Source organism: Microbacterium sp. KNMS (assembly GCF_053851835.1).
Window position 1 is genome coordinate 71274 of record NZ_JBSQBP010000007.1, and the last position, 20923, is coordinate 92196.

At 73.0% G+C, this 20923-nt stretch carries 24 protein-coding genes; 8 read left to right on the forward strand and 16 right to left on the reverse strand.

All coding sequences use genetic code 11. The features are described from left to right. Positions 1 to 3 precede the first annotated feature (3 nt). From ACWXWW_RS06225 to hemE, 11 genes are all read right to left on the reverse strand, one after another. The gene (locus ACWXWW_RS06225) at positions 4 to 726 is read right to left on the reverse strand and encodes a DUF2786 domain-containing protein (protein WP_324013766.1); all 723 of its coding nucleotides are present in this window, start codon (positions 724 to 726) and stop codon (positions 4 to 6) included. A 121-nt stretch (positions 727 to 847) separates the two neighbouring features. Beyond that, positions 848 to 2170 (reverse strand): glutamate-1-semialdehyde 2,1-aminomutase, encoded by a 1323-nt coding sequence (gene hemL / locus ACWXWW_RS06230; protein WP_455969336.1) that lies wholly within the window; start codon positions 2168 to 2170, stop codon positions 848 to 850. 194 nt (positions 2171 to 2364) lie between these two features. After that, positions 2365 to 3339, reverse strand: coding sequence for a porphobilinogen synthase (gene hemB / locus ACWXWW_RS06235; RefSeq protein WP_455969337.1), 975 nt, complete (start codon positions 3337 to 3339; stop codon positions 2365 to 2367). Next, complete coding sequence (locus tag ACWXWW_RS06240) at positions 3336 to 4172, reverse strand: uroporphyrinogen-III synthase (protein WP_455969338.1); 837 nt, start codon at positions 4170 to 4172, stop codon at positions 3336 to 3338. The genes hemB and ACWXWW_RS06240 overlap by 4 nt, the downstream gene beginning before the upstream one ends. 17 nt (positions 4173 to 4189) lie before the next feature. After that, entirely contained in the window at positions 4190 to 5182 is a 993-nt protein-coding gene (hemC, locus tag ACWXWW_RS06245) for a hydroxymethylbilane synthase (RefSeq protein ID WP_282978765.1), read from the reverse strand. Beyond that, positions 5179 to 5856, reverse strand: a complete 678-nt coding sequence (gene hemQ, locus ACWXWW_RS06250) for a hydrogen peroxide-dependent heme synthase (RefSeq protein ID WP_271172929.1) — start codon at positions 5854 to 5856, stop codon at positions 5179 to 5181. Before hemQ ends, hemC begins: the two co-directional genes overlap by 4 nt. Before the next feature lie 80 nt (positions 5857 to 5936). Continuing rightward, entirely contained in the window at positions 5937 to 6224 is a 288-nt protein-coding gene (locus tag ACWXWW_RS06255) for a hypothetical protein (RefSeq protein WP_271172930.1), read from the reverse strand. Continuing rightward, positions 6214 to 6630: a phage holin family protein gene (locus tag ACWXWW_RS06260; RefSeq protein ID WP_271172931.1), complete on the reverse strand. Its 417-nt coding sequence runs from the start codon at positions 6628 to 6630 to the stop codon at positions 6214 to 6216. The genes ACWXWW_RS06255 and ACWXWW_RS06260 overlap by 11 nt, the downstream gene beginning before the upstream one ends. Continuing rightward, positions 6630 to 6959 carry a hypothetical protein gene (locus ACWXWW_RS06265; protein WP_271172932.1) on the reverse strand — a complete coding sequence of 110 codons (330 nt, stop codon included), beginning with the start codon at positions 6957 to 6959 and terminating at the stop codon, positions 6630 to 6632. The genes ACWXWW_RS06260 and ACWXWW_RS06265 overlap by 1 nt, the downstream gene beginning before the upstream one ends. 112 nt (positions 6960 to 7071) lie before the next feature. Beyond that, positions 7072 to 8559 carry a protoporphyrinogen/coproporphyrinogen oxidase gene (locus ACWXWW_RS06270; RefSeq protein WP_455969339.1) on the reverse strand — a complete coding sequence of 496 codons (1488 nt, stop codon included), beginning with the start codon at positions 8557 to 8559 and terminating at the stop codon, positions 7072 to 7074. A gap of 19 nt (positions 8560 to 8578) precedes the next feature. Next, a complete protein-coding gene (gene hemE, locus ACWXWW_RS06275; protein ID WP_455969340.1) occupies positions 8579 to 9613 on the reverse strand; it encodes a uroporphyrinogen decarboxylase in 1035 nt (344 codons plus the stop codon). 111 nt (positions 9614 to 9724) lie between these two features. Here hemE and ACWXWW_RS06280 point away from each other — a divergent pair, with 111 nt between their 5' ends. The 5 genes from ACWXWW_RS06280 (at position 9725) to ACWXWW_RS06300 (ending at position 13594) form a co-directional block, all read left to right on the forward strand. Then, positions 9725 to 11020: a glutamyl-tRNA reductase gene (locus tag ACWXWW_RS06280; RefSeq protein ID WP_455969379.1), complete on the forward strand. Its 1296-nt coding sequence runs from the start codon at positions 9725 to 9727 to the stop codon at positions 11018 to 11020. Between the two features lie 183 nt (positions 11021 to 11203). Beyond that, a complete protein-coding gene (locus ACWXWW_RS06285) occupies positions 11204 to 11776 on the forward strand; it encodes an HhH-GPD-type base excision DNA repair protein (RefSeq protein ID WP_271172936.1) in 573 nt (190 codons plus the stop codon). Continuing rightward, positions 11776 to 12201: a DUF1801 domain-containing protein gene (locus tag ACWXWW_RS06290; protein ID WP_455969341.1), complete on the forward strand. Its 426-nt coding sequence runs from the start codon at positions 11776 to 11778 to the stop codon at positions 12199 to 12201. The genes ACWXWW_RS06285 and ACWXWW_RS06290 overlap by 1 nt, the downstream gene beginning before the upstream one ends. Positions 12202 to 12389: 188 nt before the next feature. Further along, positions 12390 to 12833, forward strand: coding sequence for an MFS transporter (locus tag ACWXWW_RS06295; RefSeq protein WP_455969342.1), 444 nt, complete (start codon positions 12390 to 12392; stop codon positions 12831 to 12833). A 20-nt stretch (positions 12834 to 12853) separates the two neighbouring features. Beyond that, entirely contained in the window at positions 12854 to 13594 is a 741-nt protein-coding gene (locus ACWXWW_RS06300) for a hypothetical protein (protein ID WP_455969343.1), read from the forward strand. A 72-nt stretch (positions 13595 to 13666) separates the two neighbouring features. Here the strand turns inward: ACWXWW_RS06300 and ACWXWW_RS06305 are convergent, their stop codons facing one another. Beyond that, positions 13667 to 15052, reverse strand: coding sequence for a glycine--tRNA ligase (locus ACWXWW_RS06305; RefSeq protein WP_455969344.1), 1386 nt, complete (start codon positions 15050 to 15052; stop codon positions 13667 to 13669). A 76-nt stretch (positions 15053 to 15128) separates the two neighbouring features. Further along, complete coding sequence (locus ACWXWW_RS06310) at positions 15129 to 15806, reverse strand: MerR family transcriptional regulator (protein ID WP_455969345.1); 678 nt, start codon at positions 15804 to 15806, stop codon at positions 15129 to 15131. A gap of 76 nt (positions 15807 to 15882) precedes the next feature. Between ACWXWW_RS06310 and ACWXWW_RS06315 the strand changes: the two genes are divergently transcribed. Then, on the forward strand, positions 15883 to 16380 hold the full coding sequence (locus tag ACWXWW_RS06315; RefSeq protein WP_455969346.1) for a DUF2306 domain-containing protein: 498 nt from the start codon (positions 15883 to 15885) through the stop codon (positions 16378 to 16380). 12 nt (positions 16381 to 16392) lie between these two features. On the opposite strand, the gene ACWXWW_RS06320 is transcribed toward ACWXWW_RS06315, so the two are convergent. Continuing rightward, the gene (locus ACWXWW_RS06320) at positions 16393 to 17061 is read right to left on the reverse strand and encodes a YdeI/OmpD-associated family protein (RefSeq protein WP_455969347.1); all 669 of its coding nucleotides are present in this window, start codon (positions 17059 to 17061) and stop codon (positions 16393 to 16395) included. Between the two features lie 111 nt (positions 17062 to 17172). Here ACWXWW_RS06320 and ACWXWW_RS06325 point away from each other — a divergent pair, with 111 nt between their 5' ends. Next, positions 17173 to 17976, forward strand: coding sequence for an LLM class flavin-dependent oxidoreductase (locus tag ACWXWW_RS06325; RefSeq protein WP_455969348.1), 804 nt, complete (start codon positions 17173 to 17175; stop codon positions 17974 to 17976). A gap of 10 nt (positions 17977 to 17986) precedes the next feature. On the opposite strand, the gene ACWXWW_RS06330 is transcribed toward ACWXWW_RS06325, so the two are convergent. Next, positions 17987 to 18394 (reverse strand): hypothetical protein, encoded by a 408-nt coding sequence (locus ACWXWW_RS06330; protein WP_455969349.1) that lies wholly within the window; start codon positions 18392 to 18394, stop codon positions 17987 to 17989. A 52-nt stretch (positions 18395 to 18446) separates the two neighbouring features. On the opposite strand from ACWXWW_RS06330, the gene ACWXWW_RS06335 reads away from it, so the two are divergent. After that, positions 18447 to 19880: an MFS transporter gene (locus tag ACWXWW_RS06335; RefSeq protein ID WP_271172948.1), complete on the forward strand. Its 1434-nt coding sequence runs from the start codon at positions 18447 to 18449 to the stop codon at positions 19878 to 19880. Positions 19881 to 19892: 12 nt separating this feature from the next. Here ACWXWW_RS06335 and ACWXWW_RS06340 read toward each other — a convergent pair whose 3' ends face one another. Continuing rightward, positions 19893 to 20834 carry an alpha/beta hydrolase gene (locus tag ACWXWW_RS06340; protein ID WP_282978783.1) on the reverse strand — a complete coding sequence of 314 codons (942 nt, stop codon included), beginning with the start codon at positions 20832 to 20834 and terminating at the stop codon, positions 19893 to 19895. Between the last annotated feature and the right edge of the window lie 89 nt (positions 20835 to 20923).

Genomic DNA, 20923 nt, shown 5'->3' on the forward strand with positions numbered 1-20923 from the left:
GCCTCATCGCGGGAGGCCCCTTCTCGCGCCGATCGCGGCCTCGCCCGTGTTCGCCTGGCGGCCGGAGCGGTGCCCCGACGCGAACGCGCCCGCGTCGGCCCCCTGGCGCCGGCGCCCTCTCCTCGGGGAGAGCGCGTCGACGTAGGCGTCGACCCGGCTTCGACGTGACGCGAGGACGAGGTCGGTTCCGCTCCCCGCCTCCTCGATGATCGCGCGGCGGTTCTCGGCGATGCGCGCCGCGGCGCCGGCCCCGAATCCGCGGACGAACCCGCTGCGCGCGCGACGGCGGTCGCTCTCCGTGCACCAGTCGTACGAGGCTCGCTCGATGAGCCACCATGCGCGCATCGCGACGAGCGCCTGGACGCGCAGGCTCGCGATGAGAACGCGCGCCTGCTGCACATCGGACGCGAACCCGACGAGATACAGCACCGATCCGCGAGCGGAGTCGGCGATGAGCGGCCGGATCGTGCCGAGGGCGCGCGCGACCCCGCCGCCGAGCTCTCGGAGATCGCGCGCGTAGGCGCCCGTGAAGAGCATCTGCTCCTCGACGACAGGGTCCTGCGTCTCGCCCAGTCGAGCACGTCTCTCATCGAGCAGCGCCTGCCCGATCCCGTACTTCACCATGAGGCGCTCGGCGTGCTCGGTGAGCGCCTCGGCCTCCTCGGGCGTCGTGCTCTCGGCCTTCGCGAGCAGCTTCGCGATGAGGTCGAGCTTGGCGTCGGTCATGGTCTCCTCCTCGGTCGGATGCGTCACATCCTCGGAGGGACCACCCCCGTCGACGGCTCGCACGCGGTTCGCCTGGGGAGGACGCGCCGGCGCGAGCCGCCTGTGCAGAGGGCGTCGCGGCTCAGGCGGTCGCGGTCGCGGCAGCCCGCGCGGCTGCGGGCAGCGCGTCGACGATGCGAGCGAGCGCCTCGTCGTCGTGCGCCGCCGTGAGGAACCACGCCTCGAACACGCTCGGGGGCAGGGCGACGCCCGCCTCGAGCATCGCGTGGAAGAACGGCGTGTATCGGAACGCCTCCTGCGTCTTGGCGGTCGCGTAGTCGGCCGGCGCCTCGGGCAGGAACGCGAGCCCGAAGAGGTTGCCGGCGCGCGGGATCGCGTGGACGACGCCCTCCGCCGAGAGCGCGGCGGCCAGCGCGTCGGCGACCGTGGCCGCGGCGGCGTCGACGGCCGCGTAGACCTCGGGAGTGGCCAGACGCAGCGTCGCGATGCCGGCGGCGACGGACAGCGGGTTCCCCGAGAGCGTGCCGGCCTGGTAGACGGGGCCGACGGGAGCGAGCTGGTCCATGACGGCGCGCTTGCCGCCGAGCGCCGCGAGAGGCATGCCGCCGCCCACGACCTTGCCGAACGTGATGATGTCGGGTTCGAAGGCCTCGCCCGCCTCGACCTGGAGGCCCCAATGCCCCGCCGGGTGCACGCGGAAGCCCGTGAGCACCTCGTCGAGGATGAGCAGCGCTCCCGCGTCGTGCGCGATCTCCGCGAGCGCCGCGTTGTATCCGGGCGCCGGCCGCACGACCCCCATGTTGGCGGGCGCGGCCTCCACGATGATCGCGGCGATCTCGTCACCGCGGACCGCGAAGATCTCGCGCACCGCGTCGAGGTCGCCGTACGGGGCGACGAGCGTCTGCGCCGCGATCGGCGCGGGCACCCCCGCCGTGCCGGGGAGGGCGAGCGTCGCGACGCCGGAGCCCGCCGCCGCGAGGAGCCCGTCGGAGTGCCCGTGGTAGTTGCCGTCGAACTTGAGCACGAGGTCGCGGCCGGTGACGCCGCGCGCGAGGCGGATGGCGGTCATGGTCGCCTCGGTGCCCGTCGAGACGAGGCGCACCTGCTCGACCGGCCGGAGGCCGCCGGCCTGCACCCGGTCGACGATGAGATCGGCCAGCTCGACCTCGCCCTCGGTCGGAGCGCCGAACGACAGACCGTGCGCCGCCGCCTCCTGCACCGCGGCGACGACCTCGGGATGTGCATGACCGAGCAGAGCCGGGCCCCACGAGGCGACCAGGTCGACGTACTCGCGGCCAGCGGCATCCGTCACGTATGCCCCGCGCGCCGACGCGAGGAACCGGGGCGTCCCGCCGACCGAGCCGTACGCCCGCACGGGCGAGTTCACGCCGCCGGGGATCACTTCGCGGGCGTGCTCGAACAGGACGTCGTTGCGATCGGTCATGCGTCCATTCTCCCGCGCCGCGGATGGGCGAAGCGTGCGAGGACCTCCGCCGCGAAACGCGGCGAACCCGGGCCGAATGGACGCGATTCGCGGCAGCGCTCACGACGTGCTTCCCCGAAACACGGCGAACCCGCCCCCGTCCGCCCCGAAACGCGGCGAACCCGCGGCGCCCGGACGACGCCGCGCCTACCAGATCAGCGGAGCCAGCGCGCGGCCTCGACGGCCCAGTACGTGAGGATGGCGTCGGCGCCGGCGCGGCGGATGCCGAGGAGCGACTCCTCGATCGCGCCGTGGCGGTCGATCCAGCCGTTCGCGCTCGCGGCCTCGATCATCGCGTACTCGCCCGACACCTGGTACGCCCAGACGGGCACGTCGACGGCGGCACGCACGTCGGCGAGCACGTCGAGGTACGGCAGCGCGGGCTTCACCATGACGATGTCGGCGCCCTCCTCGACGTCGATCACCGCCTCGCGGACTCCCTCGCGCGCGTTGCCGGGGTCCATCTGGTAGGTGCGCCGGTCGCCCTTCAGCTGCGAGTCGACCGCCTCGCGGAACGGCCCGTAGAACGCGCCCGCGTACTTCGCCGAGTAGGCCATCACGATCGTGTCGACGAAGCCCTCGGACTCGAGCGCCTCGCGGACGGCCGCGACCTGGCCATCCATCATCCCCGAGAGCCCGAGCAGCGTCGCACCCGCGCGCGCCTGCGCGAGGGCCATCGCGGCGTACCGCTCGAGCGTCGCGTCGTTGTCGACACCGCCCTCGGGCGTCAGCACGCCGCAGTGCCCGTGGTCCGTGAACTCGTCGAGGCACAGGTCGGCCTGCACGACGAGGGCGTCGCCGACCTCCGATGCGAGCGCCGACACGGCGACGTTGAGGATGCCCTCGGGATCGTCGGCTCCCGATCCCACCGCGTCGCGCACGGCCGGCACGCCGAAGAGCATGATGCCGCCGACTCCGGACTCCGCCGCCTCGACGGCGGCCCGGCGGAGGGAGTCGAGCGTGTGCTGGCGCACGCCGGGCATCGACGAGATCTCGACGGGCTCGGCGATGCCCTCCCGCACGAAGGCGGGCAGCACGAGCTGGGATGGCGCGAGGTGCGTCTCGCGCATGAGCCGGCGGACCGCCGGCGACTGGCGGAGGCGCCGCGGCCGGTGCACGGGGAAGGTCATCGGCGCGCCTTCATCCCGGGGATCCGGACGACGTCGGTCGGCGTCGTGGGCGGGATGGCCCTGGCCTCCTCGGTCGGCTCGGGCACCGGGATCTTCGCGAGGGAGTCGATGAGCGACTCGATGGTCTGCCGCGGTGCTACGAGGTGGATCGGCAACCCCACGGCGTCGGCGTCGCGCGCGGTGCGCGGGCCGATCGCGGCGATGATCGTCTGGTCGGGGATGTCGGGGAACTGCTCGCGCACCTGCTCGGCGACCGAGCCGCTCGTCACGAGGATGGCGTTGATGCGGCCGTTGAGCACGTCGCGGTGCGCGCGCTCCGGGGCGGGCACGCCCACCGTGCGGTACGCGACGACGCTGTGCACGTCGTGCCCCGCGGCGATGAGGGCGTCGGTGAGAACGGGCTTGGCGATCTCGCTGCGCAGGGTCAGGATGCGGCGGGGCTCAGACTCCCGGGCGAGGAGCTGCCGCGCGAGTCCGGCTGCGGAGTTGTCGGTGTCGGGAACGAGGTCCACGCCGTACCCGACGGCCTGCAGCGCGGTCGCGGTCGTCTCGCCGACCGCCGCGACCTTCGTGCGCTCGGGGATGGTCGCGCCGTAGGAGTAGAGGACGTCGACGGTCGTCGCGCTCGTCACGGTGAGCCAGTCGAACATGCCGTCGGCGAGGTCGCGCAGCGCCTGCTCGAGAGCGGCCTTGTCCTCCGTCGGGGCGAAGTTGATGAGCGGCGCGATGACCGGCGTCGCGCCGTCGGCACGCAGACGCGCCGCGACGCCATCGCCCCACGGGCCGCCGCGAGGCACGAGCACCCGCCATCCGGCGAGAGGCTTTCCGGTCATGTGTTCCACTGGCTTCGTCATGGTGTGGTCGAGGGGGAGACGAGGTCGGACGCCCCTCGGTCGAGAAGCCGACCGGCGACAGCGGTGCCGATCTCGCTCGCTCGTCGGGGGACGACGCGCCGGGCGGAGTCCGCACCGTCGCTTCCGCCCTCAGGACGAATATACTCCTGCGCCACGGCCTCGGCGTGCTCGACGGCGATCTCCTCGCCCGGCTCGCGGCCGTACGCGACCGCGGTGACCGAGAGCTGCTCGCCCCGGAGGACGGCGTGGATCCCGAGGGGCGCATGGCACCCGGCTTCGACCCCCGCGAGGATCGCGCGCTCGACCGTCACGGCGAAGCGGGTCGCGGGGTCGTCGAGGGCGCGGATGGCCGCGAAGAGCTCCTCGTCGATGTCGCTGCGGGTCTCGACGGCGAGAGCTCCCTGCCCCGCGGCCGTCGGCCATCCGCCCAGGTCCTGCGGCTCGAGAGCGAGGTCGATGTCGGCTCCGAGGCGCGACAGGCCCGCCGCGGCCAGCACGATCGCGTCGAGTTCGCCGTCGCGCACGCGCTGCATGCGGGAGTCGACGTTGCCGCGGATGTCGTGGAGCTCGACACCCGCGTTCGCACGCCGGACCTGGGCGATGCGGCGAGGCGAGCCCGTGCCGATCCGCGCACCGGGGGCGAGGTCGCCCAGCCGCACGCCGTCGCGCGTGAGCACGACGTCGCGCGCGTCCGCACGCGCGGGGGTCGCCGCGATGACGAGGCCGGGGGCGTCGGCGGTCGGGAGGTCCTTCAGGGAGTGCACGAGGAGATCGCACTCGTCGCGCAGCAGCGCCTCGCGCAGGCGCGTCGCGAAGACGCCCGTCCCGCCGAGCTGCGACAGCGACGCGCGCGACGTGTCGCCCTCCGAGACGATCGGCACGAGCTCGACGGGCCTCCCCGCCTGCTGCTCGAGAGCGCGGGCGATCTGCGACGACTGCGCCGTCGCGAGAGCGCTCCGGCGCGTGCCGAGACGGATGGGCGTGGTCACTGGAGCACCTCGGGCACGGCCGACGCGGGGATGCGTCGACCCGTGAAGAACGGCACCTCCTCGCGCACGTGGCGACGGGCCTCGGTGTAGCGCAGCTCGCGCATCATGTCGACGAGCTCGTTGAGCTCGTCCGACTCCATCGGGAGCATCCACTCGTAGTCGCCCAGGGCGAACGACGCCATCGTGTTCGCGACGACTCCCGAGAACGCGGCGCCCTTGCGGCCGTGGTCGGCGAGCATCGTGCGGCGCTCGTCCTCGGGCAGCAGGTACCACTCGTGGCTGCGCACGAACGGGTACACCGTGAGCCAGCCCTTCGCGGGGATGCCGCGGAGGTAGCCCGGGATGTGCCGCTTGTTGAACTCGGCGTCGCGGTGGACGGCCATCGCGTTCCACGTCGGCAGGAGGTCCTTGAGCAGCTCGGTGCGGCGCAGTCGGCGCACGGCCCGCTGCAGGTCTTCGGCGACGGCGCCGTGCAGCCAGACCATGAGGTCGGCATCGGCGCGCAGGCCGCTGACGTCGTAGAAGCCGCGGATCGTCACGCCCTCGCCCTCGAGCAGGGCGACGATGTCCTCGAGCTCGGTCGCGTCGGGCTCCGTCACGGGGCGGTCGGGGTTCCGCCGCCACACCGCCCAGAGGCTGTAGTTGTCGCCGGTCGTCTCGGGTGCTGCAGACATGACTCCATCATGCTCCCGCGTCGCGAGAAGGCGAAAACGAGGCCCTCCCCCTTGACGGGAGCGGAGGGCCTCGCCACCGATCAGCGCGCGATGATCCGCGCGACGCCCCAGATCGCGAGCCCGACGGCCGCGGCGACGCCCGCCGCGGCGGCCGCTGCCGCCACGGGGCTGCGCTGCGCGAACGCCCGCGCCTTCACCGCGCCGCGCTGGCTGGCCTCGGCCGCTCGACGCGGCAGGTTGCCCTTGACCTCGATCGCGGCGAGCGCGGCCTTGAGCTCCGCCCGCGCGAGCTCGACCGGGTCGGAGATCCCGCTGGGCACGACCGTCTTCGCGAGCCGCTCCTCGGCGCGTGCACGGTCAGAACTCATCTGCGACCTCCTTGACGATGGCGACGTCCGTCTGCACGGCGCGGGCGGGGTTCTCGCTCTTCGCGAGGTGCTTGAACCGGAGCAGGCCGAGCAGCGCGAACACCGCGGCGAGCACGAGGCCGACGCCGAACACGATGAGGGCCGACGCCCACACCGGCAGCCACAGCGACAGGAGCGCGATGACGAACGCGAGGAAGGCCGGGATCGCCCAGAACACGAAGAACAGCGCGACGATCATCCAGCCGGTGCCGAAGCCCGCGTCCTTCGCGGCGGCGATCGCCCACTTCTTCGCCGCGTTGACCTCGGCGACGACGAGGTTGCGGACGAGCTCCGGCAGATCGCCGATCAGCGAGAAGAGACTGTCGTCGGCGCGGTCCCGCACCGGCGACGGCGGAAGCTGCGCCATCAGCCGGCAGCCTTCCGCTGCGCCTCCTGCTTGACGTCGTCGGCGGCGTCCTCCGCCTCGCCGAGCGCCGCATCGAGACGCTGCCCCGGGGTGCCGGGCGTCGTGGCCGCCTTGACGACCTTGATCGCGCCGTTCCAGGCGGCGCGGGGGATCGCGAGCGCGCTCGACTTGGCGAGCTTCGTCGCCTTCTCGGCCTGCGCCTGGACGATGGGGAGCTCCCACACCTCCTGCGCCTTCTCCTTGATCTGCTCGTAGCGCTCGCGGCCGGCTCGCGTGCCGAGCACGTAGCCCACTCCGAGGCCGATCACGAGTCCCAGCTTCCCCCGCATCGGGTTCTCCTCACGTCGTTTCGGGTGCTGCCCTGGTGTCCCACAGTAACCGTGTATGCCGCTTTCGGCATCCGCCTTGCGCGAGAGCGCCCGCGGGTGTACCCGGGTCAGGTCACGAGAAGAGCGCGCGGCGTCGCACGCGCTCCGCCTCCGCGATCGCGTCGGGCACGACCTGAGCGAGTCCCGTCCCGGCGAGCCAGGCGCCGACGGCGCCGATGCCGGGAGCGGTCTGGATGGCCGCGCGCGCCTGCGCGGTCGCGGCCTTGAGTCCGACGGTCGCGGCCGGCTGCGCCTGGAGGAAGCGCTCGCGCCGGGCGCCCGCGAGCTGATGCGGTGCGAGGGCGACGCCGAGCAGGGCGCTCGCCTCCTCCAGCGCGAGGGCCGCCGCCTCGTCGTCGTCGAGGCCCGCGGTCGCCGGCTCCTCGTTCTGGGTGCCGAACGAGACCCGGACGACGTGACGGTGCGCGCCGGCGGCCTCCGCGACCCACTGCCATTTCGCGGTCGCGTGGGTGAGGGCCTTCGCACGGTGCGATCCGGGGACGGTGAGCACGCCCGTCCCCCGCGGCTTCGCGTCGAGCTCGGGGGCGTCGAGGACGAGCGTGACGATCTCGACGACCGGGCCGGGGCGTGCCGGCTCGGCGGCCAGGCCGGTCACGTGCGGCGCGAGGAGGCGACGTGCGCCTGCCTCGCCGATCGCGACGACGACCACGTCCGCCTCGATCGGCCCGTCGTCGACAGCGGCGTCGCTCACGTCCTCGTCGCGCTCCTCGCGCGCCGCGAGGCGGATGGCCCAGGTCGCGCCCGCGCGCTCGAGCCCGTCGACGGCGGCGCGGGTCCTGACCTCGGCGCCGAGCACCTCCAGACGCTCGACGAGCGCGTCCGCGAGCCGCGCCATCCCGCCGCGCAGACCGAGCACGGCGCCTCCCGGAGCGGACGTGCGCGCGCCCGCGAGGTCGGCGACGGCGCCGGTGAGCGATCCGGTGCGGGTGAGCGCCGCGTTGAGCCCCGGCGCCGCGACGTCGGGGTCGATGTCGTCGGGATGCGCCGAGTACACCCCGGTCGTGACGGGCGCGACGAGCCGATCGAGGGCCTTCTCGCCGAGCCGCGACCGCACGAGGCGCCCCAGGCTGTGCTCGTGGCCGATCGTGAGCACGGGCTTCAGCCGGTCGAGGTAGGCGCGCCAGGCGCCGCCCCAGCCGAGGATCCGTCGGACGTCGTCCGCGAAGGGGTTGGCGGGGATGCCGAGCACGCCGCCCTTCGGCAGCGGGGCCGCCCCCACGCCGGGCACGCCGGCGACCCACGCGCCCCCTGCGCCCGTGCCCGGCGCCACGACGTCGTCCGACAGCCCGAGCTCGTCGATCAGCGCGCGGACGTGCCCGCCGCGGGTCGCGAAGCTCTCCGCTCCGAGATCGAGGACGACGCCGCCCACCTCGGCCGAGCGCAGCACGCCGCCCGGGCGCTCGCCGGCCTCGAGCACGGTCACGCGCATGCCCACCTTGGCGCACTCCCACGCGGCGATCAGGCCCGCGACGCCGCCGCCCACGACGACGACGTGCTTCTCATGAGCGTGGGCGTAGAGCTCGTCGAGCTGCTCCGTCACGGTGTGCCTCCTCCGACGATCAGACCGAGTGGACGAGCTCGACGATGCGCGTCAGCACCGTCGGGTCGGTCTCCGGCGGGACGCCGTGGCCGAGGTTGACGATGTGCGCACGGGCAGCGCGCCCGCGTTCGAGCACGTCGCGGACGTGCTCCTCGAGCACCTCCCAGGGCGCGGCGAGCAGGGCGGGGTCGATGTTGCCCTGCAGGGTCGTCTCGCCGCCGACGGTGCGCGCGGCCTCGTCGAGCGGCACGCGCCAGTCGACGCCGACCGCGGACGCGATGCCCCCGAGGCACATGTCGGCGAGCACGGGGCCCGTGCCGACGCCGAAGTGGATGACCGGCACGTCGAGGCCCTCGACGGCGGCCGTCGAGGGCGGGAGCACGAATGCGCGCAGATCGGATGGCGCGAGCGAGCCCGCCCACGAGTCGAACAGCTGCACGGCCGCGGCGCCCGACTCGATCTGCGCCTGGAGGAACGCGCGCGAGACCTGCGCGAGCCATCCGGCGAGCGCGTGCCACGCGCCGGGGTCGGCGTGCATCAGGGCGCGGGCGCGCAGGTGCTCCTTCGACGGCCCGCCCTCCACGAGATAGGCCGCGAGCGTGAAGGGCGCCCCCGCGAAGCCGATGAGCGGCGTGCCGGCGCCGTCGAGCTCCGAGACGACGGCGCGCACCGCGGCGCGCACGGGCTCGGCGGCCGCCGCGACCTCTGCGGGGTCGATGGCCGTCACGCGGTCGACGTCGGCGCGCGTGCGCACGGGATCGGCGAAGACGGGCCCGCGCCCGGGGACGATCTCGACCTCGATGCCGGCGAGCCGGAGCGGCACGACGATGTCGCTGAAGAAGATGCCCGCGTCGACCCCGTGCCGCCGCACGGGCTGCAGCGTGATCTCCGCCGCGAGGTCGGGCGTGAGGCACGCGTCGAGCATGCGCGTGCCGACGCGGAGCTCGCGGTACTCGGGAAGCGAGCGGCCCGCCTGTCGCATGAACCAGATCGGAGCGGTGTCGGGGCGCTCGCCGCGCAGGGCGCGCAGCAGCGGCGCATCGGGGGAAGGCATGCCCCCATCCTCCCATCCGCGCCTTCGGAGTCGCGGAAAGCGCCGGTTAGGCAACCCTTCCTTTTCATGAATCATTCAGAAGAGACTTTTACGCGGGGTAGAATGGCTGTCGTGCTGTTCTGCCTGTCTGCGAGTCACAAGACCGCGCCGTTCGATCTCCTCGAGCGCCTGAGCACGCACACGACCGCCGTCGCCCCGCTCATCGCGGGCCACAGCGAGGACGTCAAGGGCACGGTCGTGCTCTCGACGTGCAACCGCTTCGAGGCGTACATCGACCTCGACGTGCCGTCCGGCGCCGCGCGCGAGGCCGGCCTCGCCGCCGCGCACGAGGCCATCCGCGCGGCCACGGGCGTCACGCCCGAAGACCTCGAGGGCGCCTGCGAGGTGACGGCGGGCACGAAGGTCGCCGAGCACCTCTTCTCCGTCGCCTCGGGACTCGAGTCGGTCATCGTCGGCGAGGGCGAGATCGGCGGCCAGGTGCGCCGCGCCCTCGACGAAGCGCGCGAGCACGGCACCACCTCGAGCGAGCTCGAGCGCCTCTTCCAGCGTGCGACCGAGACGCAGAAGGGCGTCAAGAACGGCACGGCGCTCGGCCGAGCAGGTCGCTCGCTCGTGCGGCTGGCGCTCGACCTCGCGGGCAGCCGCATCGCCGACTGGACCACCCAGCGCACGCTGCTCGTCGGAACCGGCTCCTACGCCGCCGCGACGCTCGCCGCCCTGCGCGACCACGGCGTGACCGACATCACGGTCCACTCGCCCTCCGGCCGGGGCGCGCGCTTCGCCGCGAAGCACGGCCTGCTCAGCGTCGCGAGCGACGAGTTCGCCGCGGTGGCCGCGTCGTCCGACCTCGTCATCACCTGCACGTCGCGCGAGGAGCCGGTCATCGACGCGGCCCTCCTGCAGGGCGCCGGGTTCGACGGCGCCGCGATGATCATCGACCTCGGCATGCCGCGCAACGTCGCCCCCGATGTCGCGACCGTGCCGGGCGTCACGCTGCTCGACCTCGAGACCATCCGCCTCCACGCGCCGCTCGAGGAGCTCCAGGCGACCGAAGCCGCGCGCGCGATCGTGCAGGACGCCGCGGCGCGCTTCCACCTCGCGAGCCGCCAGCAGAGCGCGCAGCCCGCGATCGTCGCGCTGCGCCAGCACGTGTTCGAGCTCACCCAGGCCGAGGTCGACCGTGCCCGACGTCGCGGCGACGGCGAGCAGGTCGAGCAGGCGCTGCGCCACCTCGTGGGCGTCCTGCTGCACACGCCGACCGCGCGTGCGGGTCAGCTCGCGGCCGAGGGACGCTCCGACGAGGTCTTCGACGCGCTCGAGACCCTCTTCGGCATCGACGCGCGCCCCGCTGCGGCCGCGGCCGAGGCGCCGGTCTGCCCGTTCACGGGCGACGCGCAGGCCTCCTGACCCCTTCCGAGACTTCCTGACCCCTCCCCCGGGACACATTGCAGGAGATCCGCGGGCCGCACCGTCGACCATCCGCACGATCCCGCGCACGCGCTGCAGCCATCCGCTCGATTCTCCTGCGCTCTGTCCCGCGCCGCGCTTCGGTCTCCGCGGTGAGCGGCCCGGCCTGAGACCATAGGGAGCATGGCTCTCACGATCACGGGCGACGACGCCGCAGACACGCTCCTCAGCGAGAACCCCCTCGCGCTCCTCATCGGCATGCTCCTCGACCAGCAGGTCGCGATGGAGACGGCGTTCGCGGGGCCCGAGAAGATCCGCGAGCGGATCGGCGCGGTCGACGCCGCGACCATCGCGTCGCATGACCCCGAGGCGCTCGTCGAGGCGTTCCGCCAGACGCCGGCCGTGCACCGCTACCCGGGCTCGATGGCCGAGCGCGTGCAGCAGCTCTGCCGCGCGATCGTCGAGGACTGGGATGGCGATGCCGCGCAGCTCTGGACCCGCGGTGACCCCTCGGGCGCCGAGGTCCTGAAGCGGCTGAAGGCCCTGCCCGGATTCGGCGACCAGAAGGCGCGCATCTTCCTCGCGCTCCTCGGCAAGCAGTGCGGCTTCGACGGCTCCGGATGGCGCGAGGCCGCTGGCGCGTACGGAGAGGAGGGCTCGTTCCGCTCGGTCGCCGACATCACGAGCCCCGAGTCGCTCGCCAAGGTGCGCGAGCACAAGCGGGCGATGAAGGCCGCCGCGAAGGCGAAGGCCTGATGCAGCCGACCGGCGGCGACGTCGAGGAGCTCCTCGCCGCGGTCATCCCCGCACGCCGCCGAGACGATGCCCACACGCTCGTCGACCTCATGCGCGAGGTGTCCGGCCGCGAGCCCGTGCGCTGGGGCACGATCATCGGATTCGGATCGTGCCGCTACCGCTATGCGACGGGGACGGAGGGCGAGACCGCGCTGCTCGCGTTCGCGCCGCGGCGGGCCGCGACGACCGTCTACCTGCTCGACGGCATCGCGGCCCACACGGAGGCGCTCGCCCAGCTCGGACCGCACACGACCGGCGCGGGATGCCTCTATCTGAAGAGCCTGGCTGACGTCGATCTCGATATCCTCCGGGGCATTCTCGAGCGCTCGCTCGCCTGGGCCGCGGCGGGCGGAAGCGAGGGGATGGCCCTGGAAGTCACGAGCTGAGGACGGCGTCGCGCGACACGGCTGCACCGCCGAGGGGCCCGACGACGGCGCGCGAGCGCTCACCGGGCTGCGCTGAATCCCACTCACCGGGAGAACGGCCCTGCTCCGCGGCGGGGCTCTGACAGCATGTCCCGGTGCATCGTCGCGCACGGGGGCGCGACGAGACGACCCGAGGAGACGACGACGTCATGACCGAGACCGCCGCGCCATCCGCGCGCACCCGCAGCCGCACCTGGATCGGCATCCTCTGCTTCCTCATCGTGGTGTTCGAGGGGTACGACATCGTCGCCCTGGGCGCCACGATCCCGGTGCTGACCGATCCCGCCATCGGGGGCTTCTCGGTCGGCGAGATGAACCTCGTGAACACGGTCTCGCTCGTCGGAGTCGGGCTCGGCGCGGCGATGATGGGGCGCATCGCAGACCGCTTCGGCCGCCGCACACCGCTCCTCATCGCGGTCGCCGTCTTCTCCGTCTTCACGATCGCGTTCCCGCTCATGCCCGACGCGCTGTGGATGGGCGCGAGCCGGCTCATCGCGGGCCTCGGGCTCGGCGGCTGTATGCCCGTGGCCCTCGCGATGATGCAGGAGGTCGCTCCGACGGGGCGGCGCGCGCTCGCGAACAACATCCCCTGATCGGCTACCACCTCGGGGCGGTGCTCGCCTCACTCGCGGGGCGGTTCGCCGGCGCGGAGTGGTCGCTCCTCTACTACCTCGGCGGCGGGCTCGGCGTCGTCCTCTTCGCCGTGCTCTGGCTGCGGCTGCCCGAGACGGCCCCCGCCGAGCTGCGCGCGCAGGCCGAGCGCACGTCGATCGCCGACGTCCTGAAGCCGCGCTACGTGCGCTCGTCGATCGGACTCTGGGTCGCGACGTTCATGGGCCTCGTGCTCGTGTACGGCCTGAACGCGTGGCTGCCGAAGATCATGGGCGCAGCGGGCTACCCGGTCGCCGACTCGCTCATCATGCTGTTCGTGCTGAACCTCGGGGCCATCGCCGGGCTCGTCATCAGCGCCTTCGCGGCCGACGCCTGCGGCATCAAGGGCGTCGGCATGATCTGGTTCGGCGCCGCAGCGGTGCTCCTCGTCGTGCTGTCGATCCCGTTCGACTCGCAGCTCCTGCTCACGACGGCGATCTTCGTCACGGGGGTCTTCGTCTTCAGCGCCCAGACCCTCATGTACGCATTCGCGGGGCACGTCTATCCGCGCGCCCTCGTCGCGACCGGCATCGGGCTCACCTCGGGCATCGGCCGTTTCGGCGCGATCGTGGGCCCCTGGGCGACCGGGCTCATGGTCGCGGCCGGAACCGCCTACCCCGGGGCGTTCTACCTCTACGCCGGCGCCGCGGTGCTGGCCGTGCTCGCCGTGCTGCAGATCCCCCGGCCCGGCGCCCGCGCCTGAAGGCGGACACGCAGAAGCGCCCCGTCCGGCTCCGGATGACCCGCTCGGCCGGACGGGGCGCTTCTGCGTCGATCAGGCGCCGCGGAGGCGCTCGGCGAGGTAGGCGTGCAGGCCCTCGAGCGGGATGCGCTCCTGGCCCATCGTGTCGCGGTCGCGGACCGTGACCGCGCGGTCGTCGAGCGAGTCGAAGTCGACGGTGACGCAGAACGGCGTGCCGATCTCGTCCTGACGGCGGTAGCGGCGGCCGATCGCACCGGCGTCGTCGAAGTCGACGTTCCACGAGACCCGCAGCTGATCGGCGACCTCGCGGGCGAGCGGCGAGAGGCGCTCGTTGCGCGACAGCGGGAGGACGGCGACCTTGACCGGGGCGAGGCGCGGGTCGAGGCGCAGCACGGTGCGGGTGTCGGTGCCGCCCTTCGCGTTCGGCACCTCCTCCTCGCGGTACGCGTCGACGAGGAACGCCATCATCGAGCGGGTGAGGCCGAACGACGGCTCGATGACGTACGGCACGTACTTCTCGCCCGAAGCCTGGTCGAAGAACGAGAGGTTCGAGCCGGAGTGCTCGATGTGGTTCGACAGGTCGAAGTCGGTGCGGTTGGCGATGCCCATGAGCTCGCCCCAGCCCTTGCCCGCGAAGCCGAACTCGTACTCGACGTCGATCGTGCGGTCGGAGTAGTGCGCGCGCTCGCCGTCCGGGACGTCGAACTTGCGCATGTGCGTCGGGTCGATGCCGAGGTCGACGAACCAGTTCCAGCACGCGTCGACCCAGTGCTCGAACCACTCGCCGGCCTCCGCCGGGGGCACGAAGAACTCGATCTCCATCTGCTCGAACTCGCGGGTGCGGAAGATGAAGTTGCCGGGCGTGATCTCGTTGCGGAACGCCTTGCCGACCTGGCCGACGCCGAACGGGGGCTTCTTGCGCGCGGCCGTCACGACGTTCGCGAAGTTCACGAAGATGCCCTGGGCCGTCTCGGGCCGCAGGTAGTGCAGGCCCGACTCGTCGTCGACGACGCCGACGTACGTCTTCATGAGGCCCGAGAAGGAGCGCGGCTCGGTCCACTGGCCGCGCGTGCCGCAGTCGGGGCACACGATGTCGGCCATCCCGTTCTCGGGGGCACGACCCTTCTTGGCCTCGTACGCCTCGATGAGGTGGTCCTCGCGGTGGCGCTTGTGGCACTGCAGGCACTCGACGAGCGGGTCGGTGAAGGTCGCGACGTGACCGGACGCCTGCCAGACCTTCGTCGGCAGGATGATCGACGAGTCGAGGCCGACCATGTCGCCGCGGCCGCGCACGAACGTCTGCCACCACTGACGGCGGATGTTCTCCTTGAGCTCGGTGCCGAGGGGGCCGTAGTCCCACGCGGACCTCGAACCGCCGTAGATCTCGCCCGCTTGGAACACGAACCCGCGATGACGGGCGAGGGCGATGACTTTGTCGAGGCGGGACTGCTCGGCCACGGTGGCTCCAATGGTCGGAAAGGGGGCGAGGGCGCCGTGAGCGGTTCCGCGACGGGATCCGGGCACCCCCTCAATCCTAGTCCGCGGGTCCGGCGGGGTCGGCCTCCGCCGGACCCGCGCCGGGCGCCGCGCCGCCCGCCTCCGCGCGGGCGAGCGCGTCTGAGATCGCAGCAGACGTGTGCGCGAGCTGGTTCAGGGCGACGAGGACGCGCGTCTGGGCCGCCGCGCCCTGCAGCAGCGCTCGCGCGACGGCATCCCGGGTGCCGTCCGTGCGGATGGACGCGATGTCCTCACGGGCGAACTCGGCGAGCATCCGCGCGTACCGGGTGAGGGTCTCCCGCCGGAACGTGACGCCGACCGCCTCCGCATCGCGCAGGGCCGCGGAGAGCGCGTCGCGCGCGACGCTCGTCGCGTCGGGCCATCCGACATCGGCGATCAGCCTCGGCACGCGCGCGTCCTGCCCGGCGTCGCCCGCGCGCAGCCCCGTCGCGATGAGCTGGCACTCCTCCATGATGTCCAGGAGCGGGACGCCGGGGTCGTCGATGCGCACGACGAGCGCCCGGATCCGCGCGATCGGCAGGTCGAACTCCTCCCGCAGCGTGCGCACGAGCGCGATCCGCTCGACGTGCCCCTCGCCGTAGACGGCGGTGGTCTGGTTGCGGAGCTCGCCGGGCGGCAGGATCCCTTCCCGGATCCAGAACTTGAGCGTCGCGGTCGATGTGCGGGTGCGCGCGGCCAGCTCGCGGAGCTTCATGCCCCTCCTCGGATAGCGCGGCGGCGCGGCGCTATCCAGGATGCGCCGCATTGGATAGTGACTCCATCTTGTGAGCATGGACCCGCACGCGCTCCTCATCCCGATCCACGCGATCGCGGCATCGCTCGTCATCCTCCTCGCGCCGGTCAACATCCTCCGTCGTCGCAAGGACCGCGCCCACAAGGCCCTCGGCCGCACGTGGGTCATCGCCATGTACCTCGTCTGCGTCTCGGGGATGTTCATCTACACGATCGGCGGCTTCACCGTCTTCCACGCGCTCGCGATCTTCACGTTCGCCACCACGACCCTCGGCGTGATCGCCATCCGCCGCGGAAATGTGCGCTCGCACATCGGCAACATGGTGGGCTCCTGGCTGGGTGCGCTCGCCGCCGGCGCGTTCGCGGCATTCGTCCCCGGCCGCTTCATCCCCACGCTCGCCGTGTCGGACCCCGTGGTGCTCTGGTCAGCCGTCGCCGCGATCGTCATCGCCGCGACGGCGTGGGTCGCGTTCGTGCTCGCGCGCTTCGGCGCCCCGGCCCGCCGTCGCGTGCCGCGGGCAGCGCTCATCCGCTGACGGCGGGAGGCGTCACCGGGCCGCCTGCGCCGCTGCCGCGGCGCGCGCGAGCCACGCGGGCGTCGCGCCGGGCCGCTGCGGCGGCACGAGCCGCCCCGCCTCGCAGTCCTCGACGAGCTGACGCGCCCGGCGCTCGCGCGTGGTCTCCTGCTTCGCCGACATGATCCAGTGGCGGACGGCCTTGCGGTAGCCCGGCGTCGCCTCGGCGATGAAGGCGACCGCGCCCGGCGAGGCGTCGACGATCGCCTGTAGCGGGGCCGTGAGCTCGGCCTCGGGATTCTCGTGCGAGTACGTTCCGGTGCGCGCCTCGGTGCGGCGCTCGAACGCCGCGATCCCGGCGGGGTGCATCCGCCCCTCCGCGAGCAGCCGCTCGACGTGCGCGATGTTGACGCGCGACCAGGTGCTCCCGCGCTTGCGCGGGGTCCAGCGCTGCCGCCTCGAGTCGTCGTCGATCCTCTGCGAGACCGAGTCGATCCATCCGAAGCACAGCGCCTCGATCACGGCATCGCCCCACGTGAGCCCGCGGTCGGGCACATGCGCGAGCCGCAGGCCCATCCACAGCTCGGTCGCGGTCTCGTGGTTCCGCTCGAGCCACGCGCGGAACTCCGCGGCGTCGCGGAAGAACACGGCGGGCCGCTCGGGGGTCCCTCCCGGAGTGCCGGGCTCGGGGGAAGTGCTCACGCGAACAGGATGGCACGCGGCGCCGACACCGACGCGAGGATGCGGATGGCGGGTGCCGATGGAGGGCGGATGGCGGGCGCCGATGTCCGGGGCGGATGGCACGATGGGGGCATGGCAGCGGCTGCGGCGTCCTCTCCCCCGATCGGCATCGTGTTCCGTCCCCAGTCCCCGCCCGAGGAGCTCGTCGCCGTCGCGCGTGCCGCCGACGCCGCGGGGGTCGCGGAGCTGTGGCTCTGGGAGGACTGCTTCCTCGAAGGCGGCCTCGCGACCGCGACGGCGGCGCTCGTCGCGACCGAGCGGCTGAAGGTCGGCATCGGCCTGCTTCCCGTGCCGCTGCGGAACCCCGCGCTCGCGGCGATGGAGGTCGCCACGATCGAGCGACTCGCGCCGGGCCGGTTCATCGCCGGCTTCGGCCACGGCGTGCTCCCGTGGATGGGCCAGGTCGGCGCGAGGGTCGCGTCGCCCCTGACGCTGCTGCGCGAGTACGTCGGCGCCGTGCGCTCGCTCCTCGACGGGGAGACCGTCGACGTGGCCGGGCGGTACGTGAAGCTCAACGGCGTCTCGCTCGGATGGCCGCCCGCCACCGCGCCCGAGATCACGATCGGAGGGAGCGGGCCGAAGACCCTGCGCCTGGCCGGAGAGATCGGCGACTCGGTCCTGCTCGACGCCTCGATCGACGTCGAAGGCCTCCGCCGCGCACGGGGGATCATCGACGAGGGACGCGAGGCCTCAGGGCGCGGAGGCCGCGCCCGCGTGCGCGTCTACACGGAGATCGACCCTCGGGCCGATGCGCTCGAGAACCGCATCGCCGACCGCATCGGCGAGCTCGTCGACGCCGGGGCCGACGCCGTCGCGTTCCAGGGAACGGACGAGGCGCCCGACCCGAGGCCCCTGCTCGACGCGCTCCCGGGCTGAGCCGCGCAGGTCAGCCCCAGGGACTTCCGCCCTCGCCCGTCGTGAGCGGGCGGAGGTCGCGCGGCGGCGGCCACGGCAGCTCGATGAGCTCATAGGGCACGTCGATCGCGCCGAAGTCGTCGGTCTTCACGACGATGCGTCCGGGAGCGACGACACCGCCCTCGAGCCGATCGGGAGAGAACTCGACCAGGCGGACGCGCACGTCGCGGCCATCCGGCCGGCGCAGCATCCACACATCCGCCATCCACGACAGGCCCTGGTGCTCGAGCGCCTCCTCCGCCTCGAGCCAGTCGACCGAGCTCGTGACATCGGCGCCGAAGAGCGACACGGCGACCCAGCCGTCGCCATCCGGACGCACCCAGCCCACGAGCTCGCCGTCCGAGGCGCGCCGGTGCGGGATCCAGTCGGGCGTGATCATGTCCTCACCCTAGGCGGAGCCCGTGTCCGGAGCGGAGCCTAGGGTGGAGAAGGTGCGCGACGACGACAGACCCCGAAGCAGGCTCGCCCACCCGCCGCGCTGGCTCACGGTCGCCGTGCTCGCGTTCGCGGGCCTGTGCTCCGCGTTCATGTTCACGCTCGTCGTGCCGCTCCAGGCCGAGCTGCCGACGCTCCTCGACGCGTCGCGCGAGGACACGTCGTGGGTCATCACGATCACCCTGCTCGTCGCCGCCGTCGCGACGCCCATCTCGGGGCGTCTCGGCGACATGTACGGAAAGCGGCGGGTGATCGTCGTCCTGCTCGCGCTGCTCATCGTGGGCTCCCTCGTCGCTGCCCTCTCGAGCTCGATCGTCGGGGTGATCATCGGCCGTGCCCTGCAGGGAGCGGTGACCGGCGTCGTGCCGCTCGGCATCGCGATCATGCGCGATGTTCTGCCTCCCGACCGCCTCGGGACCTCCGTTGCGCTCATGAGCGCGACGATGGGGGTCGGCGGAGCCGTCGGCATGCCGGTCGCGGCGTACCTCGCGCTCAACGCCGACTGGCACTCCCTGTTCTGGCTCGCGGCCGCTCTCGGCGTCGTCGGGCTCGCGCTCGTCCTGGTCTACGTGCCGGAGGACATCCTGCGAGCGCCGGGCCGCCTCGACGTGGTGGGCGCGATCGGCCTCGCCCTCGGGCTCACCGGTCTGCTTCTGTTCGTCTCCCGCGGCGCGGAATGGGGATGGACGTCGCCCGCCGCGCTCACCAGTGTCATCGGCGGGCTCGTGGTGCTCGGCGTGTGGGGCGCGTACCAGCTGCGCACGCGCGACCCGCTCCTCGACCTGCGCGTCGCGGCTCGTCCGGCGGTGCTGTTCACGAACATCGCCGCGATCGGGATGGGCTTCGCGCTCTTCTCGTCGAACGTGACGTTCCCGCAGATGCTCGAGCTGCCGACGGAGACCGGGTCCGGTTTCGGGATGGACATGGTCGGCGCCGCGCTCATCGTCATGCCCGCGGGCCTCGTGATGATGGTGATCTCGCCGCTGTCCGGATGGCTCGAGCGCACGATCGGGCCGCGGCCGCTGTTCACGGGCGGTGCGTCGTTCATCGTCCTGGCCTACGTGTTCGTGCTGCTGTGGTCGAGCGAGATCTGGCACATCTTCGTGGCGAACCTCCTCATCGGCGTCGGGATCGGGTTCACGTTCGCCGCCATGCCGATGATCATCATGCGCGCCGTTCCCGCCGACGAGACCGGGGCGTCGAACGGCCTCAACGCGCTCTTCCGCTCGGTGGGGACGTCGAGCGCTTCCGCCGTCATGGGCGGCGTGCTCGCGGCCATGAGCGTCGAGGTCGGGGGCGCGACCATCCCCACGCGCGAGGCGTTCGACGTCTGCTACTGGCTCGCGATCATCGCGGCCGCGGTCGCGGTGGCGCTCTCGCTCTTCATCCCGCGCCACCCGACCTCAGCCCATCCGTCGCTGCCGAGCTGACGGCTGTCCGGCTCACTCCCAGGGCATCGCCGCGGGGAGCTCGACGGAGAAGCGCTTGGCCAGCCACGCGGCCGCGAGCGGCACCCAGTGCGCGGCATCGTCGTCGATCATCGGCTCGGCAGACGCGGTGGCGCGCGTCGCGAGCGAGAGGCCGTGCTGGCCCGCCTCGAAGGCGTGGAGCTCGAAGGGCACGCCGTGCGCGGCGCATGCCGATGCGAACCGGAGGGAGTGCTCGACGGGCACGAGCGCGTCGGCGACCGTGTGCCACAGGAAGGTCGGCGGGGTCTGCGCGCTCACGTGCAGCGCGGGGCTCGCCGCGTCGAGCAGCTCGGGCGCCGGGTCGATCTCGCCGAAGTACGCGACGGCGGCCATCTCGCGGACGGCGCGCTCCGCGGGCGGCATGGCATCCAGACGGGCGTGCTGGAAGCGGTAGTCGCTGAGCGCGTAGCCCATGATGAGCGCGGCAGGCCGCAGCTCGTCCGGCGTCGCGTCGACCGCCTCGGTGACGAGGGCGTCATGCCACCGCGTGCCGTACATGCCTGCGTTGTGGCCGCCGGCGGAGAACCCCGCGACCGCGATGCGGTCGGCGTCGACGAGCCACTCCGCCGCCCGCGACCGGATGTGCTTCATCGCGAGGGCGACGTCGATGAGCGGGTTCGGGAAGACGCTGTGCGCGCGGGGCTCCATCGCGCGAGCATCGACGTTCCAGTCGAGCGGCCCGCCCGCTCCGTACACCGAGTAGCGCAGCACGAACGCGTGATACCCGAGCGCAGCGAACGCGAGGGCGACCGGCTCGGCCTCGCGATCGGAGCAGCCCATGTACGCTCCCCCGGGCAGGATCAGCACGGCGGGACGGGCGCGCCCGTCGAGCAGCTCCGGGGAGTCGTCGAGGACGTACGTCGTGAGGGTCACGTCGTCGCGTCCGTCGTGGAGGGCGATGCGCTCGTGCTTCATGGTGCTCCTTCGCAGTCATGCCGGCAGTGCGGCGTCTCCAGCATCGCGTTCCCGCGCGATCGGCGCCATTCGCTTCTCCCGCATGCGCA